Source organism: Sporobacter termitidis DSM 10068 (assembly GCF_900130065.1).
GTDB classification, from domain to species: domain Bacteria; phylum Bacillota; class Clostridia; order Oscillospirales; family Oscillospiraceae; genus Sporobacter; species Sporobacter termitidis.
In genome coordinates this window covers 12,543-29,318 of the sequence record NZ_FQXV01000021.1, presented here as the reverse complement: position 1 = coordinate 29,318, position 16,776 = coordinate 12,543, and the positions used below count along the sequence as shown (strand labels likewise).

Genomic DNA, 16,776 nt, shown 5'->3' with positions numbered 1-16,776 from the left:
CTATGAGGTCGGCGGGATCGGCAGGCCAACGAATCGATTGTCCCATCATAGCGTCTCAGCCAGAAATAGATATATGATCGAGCTTTGTTGTATTTTCTCGACGCCTTGGATACTCCATATTTTTCTGCGTAATTGATAAGGGATTGCCTGTACTTCATGTCCTGTGTTATGCTCTTCATGCAGGGATAGGCACTTCCTCTCGGCTAAAATGTTGTGTGGTAACTCCATTCTAACCGTTGTGCCTTATCCTTGCTCTTATTTTTTCTCCTTTCTGTCTAACATGTATTGTAGTCCTACATGTCCTTTCGTTGACGTTCTCCGACATTGCTTGAAAGGCTTTGCGGCGCATGCTATAATATTTACGCTGCATTTGCCCTCGGGCATCTGTCGGTGGGGGGAGTGGCGTAGTTCGTTTGCCAACAGCGCGCCACTTCTCTTATTTTTTATTGAGGGCATAAATACCGTTGCGTAACCCTTGTGGACGTGATACACCTTTTTGCTTGCAATATTCATCAAGTAAACGCATTTCTTCTTCGGTTAGGCGCACGTCAACACGCAAAGTTTTTGTATTATCTGAAACAGGCCGCCCTCGTGGTTTTTGTGGCATGTCTCCCCCCTTTCTTTGCCAACGATATTATTATAATTAAATACCGCCAAAAAATCAAGTATTAAATTACCGCCAATAAATATGCAAAAAGGCGATAGAGCCTCTGGCTTATCTACATAAAACTACAGTATATTTAATCTTGTCACTCAATGTTGCTTCCGAGTGTCCGGATTCGCTATCAGCAAACGCGCATGGATATAGATAAAAAGAAGAGTCAAAAAAGATTTTATCTTTTTTGACTCTTCTTTTTGGTGCCGGTGACCGGGATCGAACCGGTACGAGGTATTAGCCTCACGGGATTTTAAGTCCCGGGCGTCTGCCAGTTCCGCCACACCGGCATTTACAGGCAAAAGCTATAGTAGCATCTGGGCGCCGGAATGTCAAGACGGAGGCATGTCGGCCGCCGCCCTCAACGGGAGCTCAGCAGGCGCCGCGCTGACGCAGGATATCCTCCACCTGCTTCAGCTGCTCCAGCGTATTGACCCCGATGATCTCGTCGCCTAGGGCGCGCATGCAGATGCCGATCCGGGCGCCCTCCCCGCGGAGGATGGCCGGCACGTCCGTCAGGTAGTACTCGCCCTGGGCGTTGTTGTTTTGGAGCTTTGACAGCGCTGGCAGGAGCTTCGCGGCTTCAAACACATACAGGCCGGTGTTGAGCTCCCGGATGGCCCGCTCCGCCGCCGTGCAGTCCCGGTCCTCGACGATTTTGACGAAGCTGCCGCTCCCGTCCCGCACGATCCGGCCGTAGGGGAGCTCCTCGTCCGAGCTGCTGCTGAGTATGGTGCAGTCGTTGCCCTCGGCGGCGTGGGTTCTGACGAGGGCTTCATATGTCTCCCGCGTTAAGAGCGGCATGTCGCCGTAGCAGATCAGAACGCTGCCGTCAAAGCCCTCCAACAGCTGCCTGGCGGACATCACGGCGTGTCCCGTCCCCAGCTGCTCGGCCTGGACAGCGAACGGGTAATCGCCGAACGCGGCCATGACGTCTTCTTTTTTGTAGCCGGCCACAATGACGGTATCCGCCTTGTCGATAAAGGATATAGCCTCCAGAACATAACGGAGCAGCGGCCTTGCGCAGGCCTCGCGCATGACCTTGGGGAGGTCGCGGCCTTCCGTTTTGAGGCGCGTGCCTTTGCCCGCGGCCAGAACAACAGCTTTTAAACGCATAAAAATTTGCCACCCTTGCTGTAATAGGATATGAGTCGTTTTATTCTTCCGTCTCCCGGAAGCTTTGCCGTCATTTTATCACAGCGCCGCCGGCGCCGCAACCTTGGCGGCCAGCATGTGCCAGCTGTCGCCCTGCCGCGCGCGGGTGACGGCAAGGCCGGCCTGCTCCAGCGCCGCCCGGACCTCGCCCTGGCGGCCGTCGATGATGCCCGAGCAGATAAACACGCCGCCCGGCGCCAGCAAACCGGGGATGCGCGGCGCCAGCGGGATGATCACATCCGCGATGATGTTGGCAAAGACGATATCGTAGCGATGCCCGCCGGTGATGTCTTCCAGCGTATTGCCCGTCAGGATATCCGCCGTGTATGCGGGCATGACGCCGGGGTTGATGCCGTTGAGCAGGGCATTGTCCCGGCAGACGGCGGCGGCGTCGGGGGCAATGTCGCAGCACACGGCGCTTTCGGCGCCCAGCAGCAGCGCCGCCACGGCGAGGATACCGCTGCCGCACCCCAGGTCGAGCACCGTCCGGGCCGGATGGTTTTCGAGCTCCTCCATGCACATGCGCGTCGACGCGTGCGCGCCGGTACCGAAGGCCAGCTTCGGCTCGATGCGCAGGATCACTCTGCCCGCGCTGTCTGGGTCAGGCTCCCACGCCGGCACGACGAGCAGCCGCCGGCCGATTTCAATGGGCTTGAAGTAATTCTTCCAGTTGTTCAGCCAGTCCTCGTCGCGGACGTTTTTTGTGGAAAAGGTCTCGCCGGGGAGCGCCGCGCGGTATTGCGCCAGCCGCAGCAGCCCCTCTTCGCTGTCCTCCAGATAAAACTGCACGGACGAGGCCCCGTGCACCTGGGAAAAGATCTCGTCGTCCACGTAATCCCAGGCTTTCGGATTGTTGTCGAGGAACGACCTGATGGAAGCCTCGTCGTTGATGACAAGCCCCTCCACGCCCAGGTCCTCCAAGGACGCCGCGAGGCTGTCGAGCGCCTCCGGCGTTGTGCTGACGGTAACTTCAAGCCAGTCCATGTGTATGCCTCCGATATAATCTGATTGCATTTTACCGTAAGAGGGCCCAAAAGACAACCAGAGGATTAGACGATAAAAAGACCCGCCGGCATAAATCCGGCGAGCCGTCGGCTTTCCCGGGCTTATTTGACGATCAGTGAAGCGAGCACCGCGATAAGTACGCTGGTGAGCGTGCCGATGAGGTAATATTCGGCAAAGGAAGGCGTTTCAACGATCTTGTTGTAGCGCGTTATCGATTTCGCGGTCAGGATAAACGCGATCGCCGTGTATTGGCCGAGCATCAGCAAAATAAGCATCAGAACGCGCTCGAGATTGCCGATCATGCTGCCGGCCTTATTGTCTTGAATATTCGCGGGCGGCTCAAGCTGCCCGTCCTGCCCGGCGGATGTGGGCCTCAGAATTTTTACGATCACATTTGCGGGCTTGAATATCAGTAAAAAGGCGCAGAGCATTCTGACGAGCTTGCCGGCCGGGAGGCCCGGCGCAAGCGCGTTATATGTACCGAGAAGAAAATTCCCGGCGCCGTTCAATACGGTCAGACCGTTCGCGGCGTAAATCGACGCCACGAGATAGATGACGGCGATATGCAAGAGCTGGTCGGCAAAAAACAGGAGCTTTTCGCTATTGGCAAACCTCCCGCAAGCCTTGACTTTTATGAAGTCGATGACGCCGTGCGATACGATGACCGACGCCAGCACGGCGGCATACCACCAGCTGTTTCCGATATACGGTATCGTCACCAGGAGCATGGGCAGCGCGTATAAGCCGCTGTGCGCGAGCAGGGAAGTCAGCTTCTCCTTCTTGCTGCACGCCAGGTGCTCGGACTGCAGATAAAAGTCCCCGATCATATGCGCCAGGGCCAAAAGCCAGAAGAAGGTGTCGATGCCGGCCATAGCAGTATCCCCCATCTCTCTGTATTTTCAGTATCGGCTATAACTCCGTTTTCGGCTCGCCGGAGCTCTCCGGCGATAAAGCGTCATATTGTAAGCGCAGGTATGACCCAAGTGAATCGAGCAGATAACGGTATCCGGAGAAATTTGCGGCTTTGAGCTGGCGTGAGACGACGGATTTGCTGATTTTCAGCGCGTTCGCGGCAGGACGCTGCCTGCCGTCGAATTTCTCCGCCGCCCATACGATCTCGCGCTGCCTGTCCGTCCAAGCGCTTTCTATGTCGGACACCGCGCGGCAGAGCGCGTTTAAAAGCATCGCATCCGGCTTGTCTGTGTGAAAGGCCACGGCAAAGCCCTTGCCGAACCGCCCGTCGGCTTTAAGGGCGTCAACGCCTTCTCGTGCCAGGTGATACGCCGGGCCGTCGGCGCCAAGCGCTTTGTCGGGGTCTATGTCCGTATAAATCTCCCCCAGGCCGATCCCAAACCGGATGCCGTGGGGGTGCAGCTCTTTGATAAGGCGTTCCGCGATTTCCACAGCCTGCTGAGAGGACTTGAGAAGCCCCTGAAATTCATCTCCCAGCGTCAATGTGAATTTGGAAGCGATAACGTCCGCGTAGGCGCTGTTAATCCCGCCGAGGATTTGCTTCAGCTCTTCCTGCACGTGGTGCCGCTCCTCGGCGCTCATTGATCTCGAACCGATCAAATCGCCGATCATCGCACAGTACATCGTTTCACCTGCCCTTGATAACCTTTACCTGTCCTATATTATAACCCAATTTTGGATATCGTCAATAAAAATTCACCATTTTAAGGCAACAATTTATAAATCACCCGATTTACAGCAACAAATTATCAAGTCACCATAAATAAGGCACCAACACAACAGTAAAGGGGAGCTTAGCTCCCCTTTACTCGCGCTGAATTATAGACACGCTCAATACGCTTTTGCTTCGATGCCCTTTTCCTCCAGCATCGTCATCACGACGGCGACGGCGCCGAAGACGCCTGTGAAGGAGGAATTGACGATCAGGTCATAATTGTGCATGCTGCCCCAGGGCTGGCCGGTGTAATATTTATAGTAGTTGGCCCGGCTCTTGTCGATCTTTCGGATTTTTTCCTCCGCGCCCTCGGAGGGGAACCTGTACTCCTCGATGGCCCGGCGGACCCTGTCGTCAAAGCCCGCGGTGATGAACAGCCGGACGAGCGCGGGGTCGTCCCGGAGTATATAGTCGGCGCACCGGCCGACGATGATGCAGCTGCTTTTGGCCAGCTCGCGGATGACCTCCGTCTGGGCGAGAAACGTCTTGTCGTTGACCGGCGTATCGAAATAGGCCGCCGTTTTGAAGTTGGTATAGGAGGCCGCGGCGGGAAAGTTGAAAAGCAGGCTGCTTGTGAGATTTTCCTCGTTCTGCTCGATAAATTTATAGGACAGGCCGCTCCGTTCGGCGGCCATCTGGATAATGGATTTGTCGTAGAATTCGACCCCGAGCCTGGCCGCCAGCTTTTCGCCGATGAGCCTGCCGCCGCTGCCGAATTCCCGGCTGATTGTGATGATGAATTTATCCATACAAACCTCCTGTATGCGGAGCAAACAAATTGTTATGGAAACCGAATCGCATTTGCGCGGCTTTCCCTGCCGGGCGCCTGGGTCCACATCAATATCATAGCATAAATCAGGCCGATTTCAAACGGAAATTTAAAGCTGTACACGTAAAATGACTTTACTTTTGGAACCTGTTCCTTTACTATTGACACATAGCAAAAAACGAGAAAAGAGGTGTGCTCTATGCTGAATGAATTGCTGGAGCGGGAGTTCGTCTTTTTTGACGGGGCGATAGGGTTCCTCCTGCAAAAGAGAGGCCTGCAGCCCGGTCAGAGACCGGATATCATGAACGTGACAGCGCCCGAAGTCGTCGAGGACATTCAGAGAAAGTATGCTGAAGCCGGGAGCGAAATCATCATTACGAATTCGTTGGGCGCCAATGCCAGAGCATTGAAGGGTACCGGCTATACAGTGGAAGAGATCGTGGGGGCCGCCGTCGGCATCACAAAGCGCGCCGCCGGGGGAAAAGCGCTGACGGCTTTGGATATAGGTCCCATCGGCGAATTTATCAAGCCCTTCGGCACGCTGACCTTCGACGAATCCTATGCGCTTTATAAGGAACAGGCGATCGCCGGCGAGGCGGCCGGGGCCGACCTCGTCGCCATCGAGACGATGAGCGATCTGTATGAAATCAAGGCCGCCATACGCGCCGTCCGGGAGAATACGAGGCTGCCGGTTTTCGTCATGATGACGTTCGACAAGAGCGGGCGGACGTTTACCGGCTGCCGGCCGGAGAGCTTTGCCATCACGGCCGAGAGGCTGGGCGCCGCGGCGCTCGGCATCAACTGCTCGCTGGCGCCGGGTGAAATTTTCCCAATCGCCGAAAAGATCGTGAAAAGCACAAGCCTGCCCATCATTGTCAAGCCCAACGCCGGCCTGCCTAACAGCGTGACCGGCGTCTACGATATCGGCCCCGAGGAGTTTGCGCGCCAGATGGCGCCGTATGCGTCCCTGGGCGTCAAGATCGTCGGCGGCTGCTGCGGGACGACGCCGGAGTTTATCAAGGAGCTGCGCCAGACATTCTCCGGGCTGAAGCCGGCGGCCGTCCGGCGGGGCGGGGGCCTTCCGATCTGCACCTCGCTGCAGATCGAGAATATCGAAAATTATCAGGCCGAAGCCAATAAGAAGGTCGCGTCGCCCCGGGAGAGCATCAACGACGCGCTGGAGCAGTCGGACAACGGCAGCGCCGTCGTCACCGTCACGCTGCCGGGCAGCCTGGACGCCGGTGAAGCCGCCCACGTCATCCACAGCATCCAGACACAGAGCGACCGGCCGCTGATCCTGATTGCCGATACTGCCGACGTCCTCACGGCGGCGCTGCACGAGATTCCCGGCTCACCCGCCATCCGCTGCCCGGGCGCCGGCCGGCAGGCGCTGACGGAGATCGCGTCAAAGTACGGCGCGGTCGTTATCTGAATTTTGGACGGGGGATACTGAAGTGGCTGAAAATGCTTTTTGGCCGGCCGACATTTTGCTGCCGGACGGTACCGATATGACAAAATGGAGCGTCATCGCGTGCGACCAGTTTTCATCGGAGCCCGATTACTGGGCCCGCGTTGAAAGGACGGCCGGCGCCGCGCCCTCGACGCTCCGGCTGATTGTGCCGGAGGCCTATCTGGACCGGGTGGATACCGCGCGGAGCGCCGAGGTCATCGGCGCGCAGATGGACGCTTACCTGCGGCAGGGACTTTTTAAAAAACTGGAAAACTCGTTTATCTATGTCGAGCGGACGGTCTCCGACGGCCGCGTCCGCCGCGGCCTCGTGGGTATGCTGGATCTGGAGGCGTACGATTTTTCACTTGGGGCAAAGACCGCCGTCCGCGCCAGCGAGCGGACGATCGTCTCCCGGCTGCCGGCGCGCGTCGACGTCCGGCGTAAAGCGCCGCTGGAGCTGCCGCATATCATGGCGCTCATCGACGACCGCGACGGCCGCGTCATCGAGCCGCTGGCGGAGAAAAAGGGCCTCCTGGAGCCGGCGTATGCTTTTGAGCTCATGGAGGGCGGCGGCGCCATCCGCGGCTGGCGTGTCGCCGGCGATGATCTGCAGGACGTCCTTGCCGCGCTGAACGGCCTGGCGTCGCCGGGCGGCGTGCAGATCATCATCGGCGACGGCAACCATTCGCTGGCCGCCGCCAAAGGATACTGGGAGGAGCTCAAGGCCAGCCTGAGCCCGTCGGCGCTGGAGGGCCACCCGGCGCGATACGCGCTGGTGGAGCTGAACAACGTCTATGATCCGGCCATTGGCTTTGAGGCTATCCACCGCGTCGTCTTCGGGGCCGACCCCTTGGCGCTGATATCGGAAATGAAAAACGCCCTGCCGCTGGACTGCGACGGGTACGCCCTGGAGTGGCGCACCGCGGACCGCCGCGGCGCACTGACCGTCGGCGCCCGGAGCATCGGCGATTTTATCGAACGGCTGCAGAGCTTTCTGGACGACTATGTGGCCAAAAACGGCTGTGCTATCGATTACATTCACGGCGAGGAAGCCGTGGAAAAGCTGGCCGCGCGGAAGGACTGCGTCGGCTTCCTCCTCCCGACGATGGACAAATCGGAATTTTTCGGGACCGTTTCCGCCGGGGCGCTTTTCCCAAAGAAAAGCTTCTCCATCGGGCATGCCCGCGACAAAAGGTATTATCTCGAGTGCCGGGAGATCCGGAAAGCGACATAGGAGGGCGACCATGAGGTTCAGCTGGTGCACGCTGCTCGTTAAGGACATGGACGAATCCCTGCGCTTTTATCAGGACGTGCTCGGCCTGGAGGTTGACAGCCGCTTCAGCGCCATGCCTGGGCTGGAGATCGCGTTTCTGAAAACGGGGGAGACCCAGCTCGAGCTTGTCAAAAACGCCGGGAGCCAAAGCGTCGCCGCCGGAGACGCCGTCTCCTGGGGCTTCCAGGTGGACTCTCTGGACGACGCGCTCGCAATGATCAGAGAAAAGGACATCCCCATTTACAGCGGCCCGTTCATCGATCCCACCGTAAAATATTTCTTTATTCAGGACCCAAACGGGCTGAAGATTCAACTGAAACAAATAATTGAAAGCCCACCCTCCCCCCCAATAAAGGTATAGGGGGCGGAGCCCCCTATGGCCCCTATGGGGCTGCGCCCCATACCCCATCGGGGCTGTGCCCCGGGCCCATCGGGACTGCGCCCCGGACCCCGGCCGGCACGTGACGCGTAGGGCGCGGTTTCCCAGCCGCGCCTTTTCTTGCCGGCGCGGCAGTAACTCCACGGAGAAGGACCGACGGCGGACCGGGTCGTCCCGCCCTACGGCGGCGCCATTGAATTACTACGGTAGGGCGGGGGCTTGCTCCCGCCGCACTTGCCGGCGCGGCATGGTACAAAAGGGACGTGCAGAACCCGCCCCTGCGGTGATGTAGGGGCGATTCACGAATCGCCCGCCGCGCCCCATCTCCGCCCCCGTCGGGGACGCAACTAAAAAAACCGCAGAGAACAATCTCTGCGGTTCGCTTTTTATCTCGCCTCGTTGAGCCTTTTTAACAGCGCCTCGAATCTTTGCAGCGTCTGCTCATCGGTGACCTGGGCGCCGGACTGGTACCAGGTGATCTTGCCGGCGCCGCCCAGGGGCGCCCGCAGCTCGTCGAGCGTTTTGACGAGCATGTTGACGGTGCCCTGGTTGCCGTCGATTAGCTCGATCTCCCCGCCGAGCAGGGCCCGGAAAACGTGCCGGAAATAGATGAAATGCGTGCAGCCAAGGACGACGGTCTGGTAGTTTTGCATATCGAAACGCGACAGCTCCTCCCGGAGATAGGGCAGGACGGTCTCCGTGTCGAAGGTCATGTCTTCGGCAAAACGCACGAGGCCCGGGAGCGGCAAAAGGTCCACGATGTCCTCGCAGTCCAGCGTTGTGATGAGCTTTTTGAGCTTATCCAGCTTCAGCGCCAGCGCCGTGGCCGTCACCAGAATGCGTTTGTCCTTGTGGTTTTCAACAGCGGGCTTCACGGCCGGCTCCATCCCGATGATCGGGATATCGTATTTCTGCCGCAGGGCCTTGATAGCCACGCTTGTGGCCGTGTTGCACGCCACCACCAGGACGCCGGCCCCGTGGCCGACCAGAAAATCCGCCGCGTTCATGACGTAGTCCTTGACCTGCGCCTTTGTTTTTGTGCCGTACGGCACGTTGTCCGTATCGGCGTAATAAATAAAATCCGCGTTCGGCAACGCCTGCAGCGCGTCGTGCAGGACGGTGATACCGCCGACGCCGGAATCAAAAAATCCGATCAGCATGTTCGGGACACCTCGTATGTAAATTGACGCCTCGGAAAAATCATGGCCACATTATTAACCAATCATACATACACTCCATATCGATGTCAACAAGCCTTCAGCCTCCTGCCAAGGGCGTCCGCGGTCAGGATGGCGTCGTAGAGCACGCCGCCCGTAACGGGAAACGCCATGTTGTGAGACGGCTTTCCCGGCGCGGCCGAGGCCTCGGCCGCGCGGCGGAGCGTTTCACGGTCCAGGTGCGCGCCGCCGATGTCGGCGAGTGTGACCGGCAGCCCGACGCTGAGGCAGAACGCGTAAATCTCATTCAAAACAGCCGCCGGCCGGTCCTCGAGGATAAGGTGGACAAGCAACCCGAACGCGACCGTTTCCCCGTGCAGGCAGCGGTGCAGCGACGGGACGGCGGAAAAGCCCTCGCTCAGCGCGTGGGCGATCCCCACCCCGCCGCTTTCAAAGCCGAGGCCGCTCAGCAGCGTGTTGGCCTCGACGACCTTTTCAAAGGCGGGCGTTACGGCCTGGTTTTCGCAGGCGGCCTTCGCGGCGGCGCCGTGCTCCAAAAGCGTATCCAGGCAAAGGCGCGCCAGTGCCAGCGCGGGCGCGGAAATGTGTCCGCCGAAATTATTCAGCGCGTAAGCCTTCTGGCAGGCGTCGGCCTCAAACCACGTGGCCAGCGCGTCGCCCATGCCGGCCACCAGCGTGCGCACCGGCGCGCGGGCGATGATTTCGGTATCGACGAGGACGAGGCCGGGGCTCCGCTTGAGCGGCCGGAGCCTTGAAAAGGAGCCGTCCTCGTTGTAAACGACGGACAGAGCGCTGCACGGCGCGTCGTTCGACGCCACCGTCGGGACGATGATGGCAGGCACGCCAAGGTCCTCGGCGGCGGCCTTGACAGCGTCGATCGCCTTTCCGCCCCCGCTGGCCATAAGGAGGTCGCAGCCGTTTTGTCTGCCGAGGCACGTCAGGCGGTCGATTTCCCGGTCGCTGGCCTCGCCCCCGAAGAGCTCCTCCAGCTGGCTGACGCCCGATGACGAAAAGCCGGTTTCCCGGCCCTGCCGCGTGGCGGCAAGGCCCGTTTTTCCGCCGACGACCAGCACCCTGCCGCCCAGCGCGCCCGCGTGCGCGCCGATTTCCGTGATGGCCCCCGCGCCCTGGACGTACCGGCCCGGCGCGCCGAATATCTGTGTCGAAAAGCCCATCCGTTTCCCTCCGTATGACGATTATATTCTTTCTGGATTATACCCGATCGCGCCGCCGATGGCAACAGGACGGCGCCGCCGCAACGGCCGCGTTTTTGCCGCCAAACGCAGGAAAGCCCGGCCTGTCTTGTGTTTTGACGGCGGCCGGGGTATAATCGAGGCATCGATAATATTTTAAGGGGTGCCTTATGGGACGGGAGATCACCTATACGACGATCGACGGCTATATCGCCCAGTATCCGCCCGAGGTACGGGAAAGGCTGCAGGCGCTGCGCCGGACGATCGGCGCGGCTGCGCCGGACGCGTCGGAGAAAATCAGCTGGGCGATGCCGACGTTTTATTTGAACGGCAACCTGGTCCACTTCGCCGCCTTTAAAAGTCATATCGGCTTTTTCCCCGGCGCCGAGGGGATCGAGGCGTTCCGTGACAAAATGCAGGAATACAGCGTCTCCAAGGGCGGCGTGCAGTTCCCCTTCGCCAGGCCGCTGCCGCTGGAGCTGATCGCCGAGATCGTCCGCTTCCGGGCGGCGCAGAATAAAGCGCAGAAGCCCAAAAAAGAGAAAACAAAAAGGCCGGAGGCCTCGGCGTAAGGCCGCGCCGGCGCATGAAAATAAAGCGGGCGGTTTTACCCGCCCAGCTGTGGGTCTTTGTCGTCGTCGGCGATCTCAATGTAATTTTTCAAAAACATCGGCGCCACGAGCCTGTAATCCGGGAGCGTCGTGGCGATATCGCGTGTGGCGTAGTAAATCGCCAGCCCGTTGACGCTGGTCCAGAAGAGGATCGAGAGTTCCATCGGGTCTCCGTCGACGACGCTGCCCTCCACCTGGCCCTTCCTGAAAATCTCGGCCATGATCCGGTAGGAGATATCGCGCTTCTTGTCGAGCTGGACCTTGGCCTCATCCGAGATATCCGCCTGATAGGCGGCCTGGGCAATCATCCGGCAGGTCTGACGGAAGCGATAGCTTGTCTCTATTGTTTTAAAGAGAATCCGCAGGGCATACATGATCTTTTCGCCAAAGGGCCGCGTCATTTCGCGCACGTAGCGCGCCGTCTCATTGATACGCTCCAGGGAATCGTCGACGAGGTCCACGTAGATGGCCTCTTTTGAGCGGTAATAGTAGTACATGAGCCCCTGGGAGATATCCGCCGCTTCGGCGATATCCTGGATACGTGTGGAGTAATAGCCCTTCAGAGAAAATTGATTGAGCGCCGTCGTCAGGATGAGTTCCCGCTTGGCGTCCCGGATTCTTTTGTTTTGCGCCGCTGTTCTCGCCACTTTCGAACACCCTCACATGATGTAATACGGCATATTGAATCACAGTTCAATATATACTCCGTTCTGCGATTTGTCAAGCATTCCCGGCGGGAGCGCCTTTTTCACAGATTCTCGCTGCCTCCGGACAAGCCTATTTTGCCACAATGGGGATGTTGAGTTCAGCCGAAAATTGGCATATAATAGAAATTATCATGGGTCGGGCTGGTGAAAATTTTGAGGAAAGCGAAGCTGTATAAAATTTTCGGATGGGCCGTCTTCGCGGTTTACCTGTGTGTCCTCCTGGAAATCACAGTGTTCCGGCACGATTTTCTTGAAAATCCGCCGTTTACGAACGGCAGCATCAAGCTTGTCCCGTTTGCCGGCTATGCGGATATTCTCTCCCGCCGCCGGTATCTGAGCTTTATCTACCTGTTCGGGGGGAACATCGCCTGGTTTATCCCGTTCGGCTTTTTGCTGCCGTACCTGGCGGGCCGCGCGAAGCCGCCGCAAACGGCGGCGATATACGGGTTCCTTCTGTCGCTTGCCATCGAGCTGTCGCAGTTTGCCTTTGGTACGGGCCAGAGCGAAGTCGACGACCTGCTTCTCAACACGCTGGGCGCCGTCCTCGGCGGCCTGCTGCTGAAAGCGTACATAAAGCGGCGGGACAAAAAGCGCGGAATAACGAATGAGGATATGAAATGACCGTGGAGCTGTGTGACGAAATCGAAAATCTGCTGAAAGCACAGGGCGTCTGCGACGTGGGCTTCGCCCGCGTTTCTGACGGGCCGGGTGACCTTTGCCATGCCGTCACCATCGTCGCGGCCCTGTCGGACGCCGTTGTCGACGAGATTGACGGCGCGCCGACGCACACCTATTTTCATCACTACAGGACCGTCAACGCTTTTATCGACAGTATGCTGCTGCGCGCCGGCACGCTTCTCCAAAGCCGCGGGTACAGATACATCCCCATCGCCGCGTCCCAGACGATCAACACCGGGAAAACGCGGGAGCACCTGGGGCGCTATTCCCACAAGAAGGCCGCCGTGCTGGCCGGCCTCGGGACGGTCGGCAAAAGCGCCCTGTTCCTGCACCGGGAGCTGGGCCCGCGCGTGCGGCTCGGCACCCTGTTCACCGACTGCCCGCTGACAGAGCTGAGCGCCGCCGCCGAATCGCCCTGCGGCGCCTGCCGCCTCTGCGCGGACGCCTGTCCCGCCGGGGCGATCAAAAACGTCGCCTGGCGCCCCGACGCGGCGCGGGAGGAGCTCTTTGACGCGCACGCCTGCAACAGCTATATGCGCGCGCATTTTATGGACATCGGCCGCGGCGCCGTCTGCGGCGTCTGCATGCGGGTGTGCCCAATGCGGAAAGGGGAGTAGCGGATGAGTCCGACGAGAATCACCTTTATCATCGTCTGCATTATTCTGGCCGTTATGGTGTTTACCATCGGCCTCATAATCCGCCGGGGCGGCGACGACAGCGGCATGACGGTGTCCGGGCTGCTCAGCCCTTCGGGCGCGAAGCGGAAGAAGCGCCGGGCGCGGCCGAAAAACGCCAGCGTTTATTTCACCGTCGTCCTGACGCTCACCGCCATCGCGCTGCTGATCATATTTTCGGGGAGATAGCAGCGCCTTGCATCGGTTGATAAAAAGCACGGTTTATGGTAAAATTACGCAATAAAACGCATTTTCGGAGGAATCATGGCGAAGGACTTAACGAAAGAAGAATTGGCGCTGCGGCTTTATAATTGTTGCACAAAGATGGATGTAAAATATCCGGACTGGGACACGGCGCTCTTTGTCAGCAAAATCAACCAGTATTATTTCACCGGCACCATGCAGGACGCCCTGCTCGCCGTCAGGCGCGGCGGGGGCTTGTATTATTTCGTCCGGCGCAGCCTGGAGCGGGCGCGGGACGAGTCGCCCCTTGAGACGATTTATCCCATGAACAGCTACAGGGACGCCGCCGGGGTCCTGGGCGCCGACCTGGGGAAAACGTACGTTGAAACGGAGATCATGCCGCTGGCCGTCCTGGACCGGCTGAAAAAATATTTCACCATGGCCGCGCTGGGGTCGCTGGACAAAACCGTCCTCGCCGTCCGCGCCGTCAAGACGCCGTACGAGCTGGCCGCCATGGAGGAGTCCGGGCGGATACACGACGATCTGATGCGGAATATCGTCCCCACACTTTTGCGGGAGGGCATGAGCGAGACGGATTTATGCACGGCGCTGCTGGAGAAAATGCTGGAGCGCGGCTTCCATGGCGTGACGCGGTTCCAGATGTTCCAGACGGACCTGGGGATCGGGCAGATCGGGTTCGGCGTGAGCTCTCTGTATCCCACGTACTTCGACGGTCCCGGCGGCCATGTGGGCCTCTCGCCGGTGGCCCCCATCATGGGCAGCAGGGAGCGGAAGCTGAAACGCGGCGATGCCGTTTTCATCGATATCGGCTTCGGCATCCGTGGATACAACAGCGATAAATCCCAAGCGTACATCTTCGGGGCGAAGCCGACGGAGGAGATGGTACTGGCCCAGCGGGCCTGCCTCGACATTGAAAAGCGCACGGCGTCGCTCCTGATGCCGGGCGCGCGGCCTTCCGAGATATACAGGACGGTCATGGATGCGCTGAGCCCCGATTTCAAGCGCGACTTCATGGGCTTCGGCGGCAGGCAGGTCAAGTTCCTTGGGCACGGCATCGGCCTGCATGTGGACGAGCTCCCCGTCATCGCCGAGGGCTTTGACGAGCCGATCGAGGAAAATATGGCGTTCGCCATCGAGCCGAAAAAGGGGATCAGGGACGTGGGCCTCGTCGGCGTGGAGGATACGTACGTCGTGGAAAAAACCGGCGCGCGCTGCATCACCGGCAGCGGCTGCGACATTATCGAGGTCCGTTGAGAGGGAGATCCGGCAGCGCGGCGTCATTGCCGCGGCCGCGCCGTCAATATACCGTTATCTCCCGGCGGGCTGCTCATCGTCGTAGATGAACCTGCACCCGCAGGAGTAGCACGAGTTTCTGTTGGACAGCTGGGGCTTGCGGCAGACAGGGCAGACGATTTCGCCGACGGCTCTGGTCGTCAGCCTGACGGCCGGCGTGTTCGGGCCGTCGTCGGCCTCGGCCTTCGCGGGCGCCGGCGCTTCGGCAGTACGCGGGGTGACGCTCCCCGTCGCCGGCCCGGCATTGGCGACGTCTTTCATAAGCTCCGTCATTTTGATCAGCAGTGCCGTCTGCTCGGCCTGATGCTCCACGATTTCTCCGAATCCGGTGCAGACATATTTGTAAAGAAAAGCGAGCAGAGTGCCCATCGCCACGGCAATCAGCAAGGCGACGGCACCGGAGATGCCCTGCAGCAGCATCAGGTACGAAATGCCGGCGATCACCGATAAAGCAATGATGCAGTAAAATAAAACTCCCGCGAAATTCTGGATTTTTTGGCTTGTCTCGTTTCTCATAAGGTCCTCCTCTTGATTGTTGGACCCATAATAACACATATTTAGACAGAATAATACAATTTATTTAAATATATGGAAGCGAATATTTGCGCCTCTTCTGCTGATACTAACACCGACCGAGAAGTGACAGTGTGAAAAGTGAAAATGTGCGGCGGCGGGGCAGACCCAAGTCTGCTCCGCCGCCTGTCTATGTTGAAAACCTGCATGCACCCACTTGTCGATAAAGCCCAAAGGGCTTATCGACAGCAAGCCGTTTATTTCAAGCCTTTGTTTGTGGTATGATAGACGAAAGCCGAGAACGAATGAATCGAGAGTGCGTATGATTATCAGCGCCAGCCGCCGGACGGATATCCCCAATTATTTTTCGGACTGGTTTTTCAAAAGGCTTGAGGAAGAATATGTCCTGGTGCGCAATCCCATGAATCCCCGGCAGGTCAGCCGGGTGGGCCTGTCGACGGACGAGGCGGACGGCTTCGTCTTCTGGACGAAGAATCCGCTGCCGATGCTGGATAAGCTGGAGCGGCTGGGCGGCCGCGCCTATTATTTTCAGTTCACCCTGACCGCCTACGGCGCGGACGCGGAGCCGAACGTTCCGTCCAAAAACGACGTCGTGATCCCGGCGTTCCGCCGCCTGGCCGACGCGGTCGGCCCGGACAGGGTCGTCTGGCGGTACGACCCGATATTTTTAAGCGATAAATATTCGATCGATTATCACGCCGAGTTTTTTGAAAAGCTCGCCGGGAGGCTGGAGGGCTATACCACAAAGTGCACCGTCAGCTTCCTGGACAATTACCGCCACATCGAGCGCTGGATGAAGTCCGTCGGCGCCGCGGCGCCGACGGACGCACACAAGGATGAACTGGCGCGGCGCCTGGCGGACAGCGCGCGCCGGCACGGCCTGACGCTGGACGCCTGCGCCGAGAGCATTGATCTCAGCCGGTACGGCATCGGGCGCGCCCGGTGCGTCGACGCGGCGGTGTTTGAAAAAATCCTCGGGTGCAGGCTCGATATCCCCAAGGACAAAAACCAGCGCCCGGCGTGCGGCTGCGCCGGGAGCGTCGACATCGGCGCCTACAGCACCTGCCTGAACGGCTGCGCCTACTGCTACGCCAATCACGCGCAGGGCACGGTTTTGAAAAGCCGCGAAAAATACGACCCGGCGTCGCCGCTGCTCTGCGGCCGGCTCGGTGAGGATGACCGTGTCACGGCCCGGCGCGCAAAGACAAACATGATTCACCAACTCCGGCTATCCGAAGATGTATAATATTCACAGATATCGGTAAATCCAATACTTTTCTATTACAATTTCCGATTTTTATGTTATACTGCAAAAGGATTATTAATTGACA

At 58.9% G+C, this 16,776-nt stretch carries 19 protein-coding genes and 1 tRNA gene; 9 read left to right on the top strand and 11 right to left on the bottom strand.

Features of this window, described 5'->3' with window-relative positions; genetic code table 11:
* Nucleotides 1–436: 436 nt before the first annotated feature.
* The 7 genes from BUB60_RS20420 to BUB60_RS18660 form a co-directional block, all read right to left on the bottom strand.
* Nucleotides 437–607: a hypothetical protein gene (locus BUB60_RS20420; protein WP_200796655.1), complete on the bottom strand. Its 171-nt coding sequence runs from the start codon at nt 605–607 to the stop codon at nt 437–439.
* A 249-nt stretch (nt 608–856) separates the two neighbouring features.
* Nucleotides 857–945, bottom strand: a tRNA-Leu gene (locus tag BUB60_RS18685).
* Between the two features lie 82 nt (nt 946–1,027).
* Nucleotides 1,028–1,771 (bottom strand): NTP transferase domain-containing protein, encoded by a 744-nt coding sequence (locus BUB60_RS18680; protein WP_073083016.1) that lies wholly within the window; start codon nt 1,769–1,771, stop codon nt 1,028–1,030.
* A gap of 78 nt (nt 1,772–1,849) precedes the next feature.
* Nucleotides 1,850–2,794 carry a 50S ribosomal protein L11 methyltransferase gene (prmA, locus tag BUB60_RS18675; RefSeq protein WP_073083011.1) on the bottom strand — a complete coding sequence of 315 codons (945 nt, stop codon included), beginning with the start codon at nt 2,792–2,794 and terminating at the stop codon, nt 1,850–1,852.
* Between the two features lie 122 nt (nt 2,795–2,916).
* A complete protein-coding gene (locus BUB60_RS18670; protein WP_073083008.1) occupies nt 2,917–3,687 on the bottom strand; it encodes a DUF3307 domain-containing protein in 771 nt (256 codons plus the stop codon).
* Between the two features lie 37 nt (nt 3,688–3,724).
* Nucleotides 3,725–4,411: a SatD family protein gene (locus BUB60_RS18665; protein ID WP_073083003.1), complete on the bottom strand. Its 687-nt coding sequence runs from the start codon at nt 4,409–4,411 to the stop codon at nt 3,725–3,727.
* Nucleotides 4,412–4,618: 207 nt separating this feature from the next.
* Nucleotides 4,619–5,251: a cytidylate kinase-like family protein gene (locus BUB60_RS18660; protein WP_073083000.1), complete on the bottom strand. Its 633-nt coding sequence runs from the start codon at nt 5,249–5,251 to the stop codon at nt 4,619–4,621.
* A 219-nt stretch (nt 5,252–5,470) separates the two neighbouring features.
* On the opposite strand from BUB60_RS18660, the gene BUB60_RS18655 reads away from it, so the two are divergent.
* Genes BUB60_RS18655 through BUB60_RS18645 form a run of 3 tightly spaced genes read left to right on the top strand, consistent with a single transcriptional unit; the run spans nt 5,471 to nt 8,355 of the window.
* On the top strand, nt 5,471–6,703 hold the full coding sequence (locus BUB60_RS18655; RefSeq protein ID WP_073082996.1) for a homocysteine S-methyltransferase family protein: 1,233 nt from the start codon (nt 5,471–5,473) through the stop codon (nt 6,701–6,703).
* 22 nt (nt 6,704–6,725) lie between these two features.
* A complete protein-coding gene (locus BUB60_RS18650) occupies nt 6,726–7,955 on the top strand; it encodes a DUF1015 domain-containing protein (protein WP_073082993.1) in 1,230 nt (409 codons plus the stop codon).
* 10 nt (nt 7,956–7,965) lie between these two features.
* Nucleotides 7,966–8,355 carry a VOC family protein gene (locus BUB60_RS18645; protein WP_073082990.1) on the top strand — a complete coding sequence of 130 codons (390 nt, stop codon included), beginning with the start codon at nt 7,966–7,968 and terminating at the stop codon, nt 8,353–8,355.
* 404 nt (nt 8,356–8,759) lie between these two features.
* Here BUB60_RS18645 and murI read toward each other — a convergent pair whose 3' ends face one another.
* Entirely contained in the window at nt 8,760–9,533 is a 774-nt protein-coding gene (gene murI, locus BUB60_RS18640) for a glutamate racemase (RefSeq protein WP_073082987.1), read from the bottom strand.
* A gap of 86 nt (nt 9,534–9,619) precedes the next feature.
* On the bottom strand, nt 9,620–10,726 hold the full coding sequence (locus tag BUB60_RS18635) for a glycerol dehydrogenase (RefSeq protein WP_073082983.1): 1,107 nt from the start codon (nt 10,724–10,726) through the stop codon (nt 9,620–9,622).
* Between the two features lie 188 nt (nt 10,727–10,914).
* Here BUB60_RS18635 and BUB60_RS18630 point away from each other — a divergent pair, with 188 nt between their 5' ends.
* Nucleotides 10,915–11,316: an iron chaperone gene (locus tag BUB60_RS18630; protein ID WP_073082980.1), complete on the top strand. Its 402-nt coding sequence runs from the start codon at nt 10,915–10,917 to the stop codon at nt 11,314–11,316.
* A gap of 35 nt (nt 11,317–11,351) precedes the next feature.
* Here the strand turns inward: BUB60_RS18630 and BUB60_RS18625 are convergent, their stop codons facing one another.
* Nucleotides 11,352–12,002, bottom strand: a complete 651-nt coding sequence (locus BUB60_RS18625) for a TetR/AcrR family transcriptional regulator (RefSeq protein WP_073082976.1) — start codon at nt 12,000–12,002, stop codon at nt 11,352–11,354.
* A 213-nt stretch (nt 12,003–12,215) separates the two neighbouring features.
* Between BUB60_RS18625 and BUB60_RS18620 the strand changes: the two genes are divergently transcribed.
* The 4 genes from BUB60_RS18620 to BUB60_RS18605 all read left to right on the top strand — a co-directional run bounded on the left by BUB60_RS18620 (nt 12,216) and on the right by BUB60_RS18605 (nt 14,872).
* Nucleotides 12,216–12,683, top strand: a complete 468-nt coding sequence (locus BUB60_RS18620) for a VanZ family protein (protein WP_159435471.1) — start codon at nt 12,216–12,218, stop codon at nt 12,681–12,683.
* Nucleotides 12,680–13,357 carry a 4Fe-4S double cluster binding domain-containing protein gene (locus BUB60_RS18615; RefSeq protein WP_073082969.1) on the top strand — a complete coding sequence of 226 codons (678 nt, stop codon included), beginning with the start codon at nt 12,680–12,682 and terminating at the stop codon, nt 13,355–13,357. The genes BUB60_RS18620 and BUB60_RS18615 overlap by 4 nt, the downstream gene beginning before the upstream one ends.
* Before the next feature lie 3 nt (nt 13,358–13,360).
* Nucleotides 13,361–13,603 carry a hypothetical protein gene (locus BUB60_RS18610; RefSeq protein WP_073082965.1) on the top strand — a complete coding sequence of 81 codons (243 nt, stop codon included), beginning with the start codon at nt 13,361–13,363 and terminating at the stop codon, nt 13,601–13,603.
* Nucleotides 13,604–13,678: 75 nt separating this feature from the next.
* Complete coding sequence (locus BUB60_RS18605; RefSeq protein ID WP_073082961.1) at nt 13,679–14,872, top strand: M24 family metallopeptidase; 1,194 nt, start codon at nt 13,679–13,681, stop codon at nt 14,870–14,872.
* 54 nt (nt 14,873–14,926) lie between these two features.
* Here the strand turns inward: BUB60_RS18605 and BUB60_RS18600 are convergent, their stop codons facing one another.
* Nucleotides 14,927–15,427, bottom strand: coding sequence for a hypothetical protein (locus tag BUB60_RS18600; protein ID WP_073082957.1), 501 nt, complete (start codon nt 15,425–15,427; stop codon nt 14,927–14,929).
* 319 nt (nt 15,428–15,746) lie between these two features.
* Here BUB60_RS18600 and BUB60_RS18595 point away from each other — a divergent pair, with 319 nt between their 5' ends.
* Nucleotides 15,747–16,691, top strand: coding sequence for a DUF1848 domain-containing protein (locus BUB60_RS18595; protein ID WP_073082954.1), 945 nt, complete (start codon nt 15,747–15,749; stop codon nt 16,689–16,691).
* The last annotated feature ends 85 nt before the right edge of the window (nt 16,692–16,776 follow it).

What these genes read in the sequence shown, in the direction of transcription:
- BUB60_RS20420 (WP_200796655.1), bottom strand. Translation starts at nt 607, where the DNA reads ATGCCACAAAAACCACGAGGGCGGCCTGTTTCAGATAATACAAAAACT.
- BUB60_RS18680 (WP_073083016.1), bottom strand. Translation starts at nt 1,771, where the DNA reads ATGCGTTTAAAAGCTGTTGTTCTGGCCGCGGGCAAAGGCACGCGCCTC.
- prmA (WP_073083011.1), bottom strand. Translation starts at nt 2,794, where the DNA reads ATGGACTGGCTTGAAGTTACCGTCAGCACAACGCCGGAGGCGCTCGAC.
- BUB60_RS18670 (WP_073083008.1), bottom strand. Translation starts at nt 3,687, where the DNA reads ATGGCCGGCATCGACACCTTCTTCTGGCTTTTGGCCCTGGCGCATATG.
- BUB60_RS18665 (WP_073083003.1), bottom strand. Translation starts at nt 4,411, where the DNA reads ATGTACTGTGCGATGATCGGCGATTTGATCGGTTCGAGATCAATGAGC.
- BUB60_RS18660 (WP_073083000.1), bottom strand. Translation starts at nt 5,251, where the DNA reads ATGGATAAATTCATCATCACAATCAGCCGGGAATTCGGCAGCGGCGGC.
- BUB60_RS18655 (WP_073082996.1), top strand. Translation starts at nt 5,471, where the DNA reads ATGCTGAATGAATTGCTGGAGCGGGAGTTCGTCTTTTTTGACGGGGCG.
- BUB60_RS18645 (WP_073082990.1), top strand. Translation starts at nt 7,966, where the DNA reads ATGAGGTTCAGCTGGTGCACGCTGCTCGTTAAGGACATGGACGAATCC.
- murI (WP_073082987.1), bottom strand. Translation starts at nt 9,533, where the DNA reads ATGCTGATCGGATTTTTTGATTCCGGCGTCGGCGGTATCACCGTCCTG.
- BUB60_RS18635 (WP_073082983.1), bottom strand. Translation starts at nt 10,726, where the DNA reads ATGGGCTTTTCGACACAGATATTCGGCGCGCCGGGCCGGTACGTCCAG.
- BUB60_RS18630 (WP_073082980.1), top strand. Translation starts at nt 10,915, where the DNA reads ATGGGACGGGAGATCACCTATACGACGATCGACGGCTATATCGCCCAG.
- BUB60_RS18615 (WP_073082969.1), top strand. Translation starts at nt 12,680, where the DNA reads ATGACCGTGGAGCTGTGTGACGAAATCGAAAATCTGCTGAAAGCACAG.
- BUB60_RS18610 (WP_073082965.1), top strand. Translation starts at nt 13,361, where the DNA reads ATGAGTCCGACGAGAATCACCTTTATCATCGTCTGCATTATTCTGGCC.
- BUB60_RS18605 (WP_073082961.1), top strand. Translation starts at nt 13,679, where the DNA reads ATGGCGAAGGACTTAACGAAAGAAGAATTGGCGCTGCGGCTTTATAAT.
- BUB60_RS18600 (WP_073082957.1), bottom strand. Translation starts at nt 15,427, where the DNA reads ATGAGAAACGAGACAAGCCAAAAAATCCAGAATTTCGCGGGAGTTTTA.
- BUB60_RS18595 (WP_073082954.1), top strand. Translation starts at nt 15,747, where the DNA reads ATGATTATCAGCGCCAGCCGCCGGACGGATATCCCCAATTATTTTTCG.